Below are 1008 nucleotides of genomic sequence, written 5' to 3'. Positions count from 1 at the left end.
CTAGAAAGTGATTACTCAACAGGGGTGAGATCAGGATAGTCTAGATCGAGCAGTCAGATAGATGTTTAGTTAAATTCCTACTTCAGATATGTCCGTTTCTAGTCCTCCTCGTTCCCTGCGTATCGGTTCCCGTAAAAGTCAGTTAGCCCTAGTACAAACCTATTGGGTACAGGCAGAATTGAGTAAACACCACCCCCATCGACAGTTTGAGGTGGAGACGATGAGTACCCAAGGCGATAAAATTCTCGATGTGGCCCTGGCGAAAATCGGTGATAAGGGTTTATTTACCAAAGAATTAGAAGTGGGAATCTTGGATAGATCGATCGATCTTGCCGTCCATTCTCTCAAGGATCTGCCCACTAAGTTGCCGGAAGGCTTAATCTTGGGTTGCGTCACCGAAAGAGTTAATCCGGCCGATGCTTTGGTGGTAAATAGCGAAAACCAAGACTATCAATTAGACACTTTACCAGAAGGTGCGGTAGTGGGGACTTCTTCCCTGCGGCGATTGGCCCAGTTGCGTTACCATTATCCCCATCTGACTTTTAAGGATGTGCGCGGCAATGTTAACACCCGTCTGGCAAAACTGGACGCGGGAGAATACGACGCGATTATTCTGGCAGTAGCGGGATTGGAAAGGTTAGGATTAGGCGATCGAGTTCATCAGGTTATTCCGGCGGAGATTTCTCTCCATGCGGTGGGACAGGGGGCTTTAGGGATAGAATGCCGCGATGGAGATGCGGAGGTTTTGGAAGTCCTAAAAGTGTTGGAACACGCCCCTAGTCGCGATAGATGCTATGCTGAACGCGCTTTTTTACGCGAGTTGGAGGGGGGTTGTCAAGTTCCCATCGGAGTGAATACGGCGATCGAGGATGGTATCCTAACTTTAACGGGTATGGTGGCTAGTCTCGACGGTAAGCGCCTGATTAAGGACTCGGTTAGCGGTGATCCTAGCCATGGGGAAGTCTTAGGACGAGATTTAGCCCATAAAGTGCGCGAGGCTGGTGCTGG

The 1008-nt window shown here is 49.4% G+C and carries 1 protein-coding gene; it reads left to right on the top strand.

The annotated features are described in order from the left end of the window. Window positions 1-88: 88 nt before the first annotated feature. A partial coding sequence (hemC, locus tag PX481_RS17070; protein ID WP_288095132.1) for a hydroxymethylbilane synthase occupies window positions 89-1008 on the top strand: 920 nt, incomplete at its 3' end.

This window comes from Microcystis sp. M53603_WE2, assembly GCF_030065435.1.
This window is presented reverse-complemented; position numbering and strand designations above follow the sequence as displayed.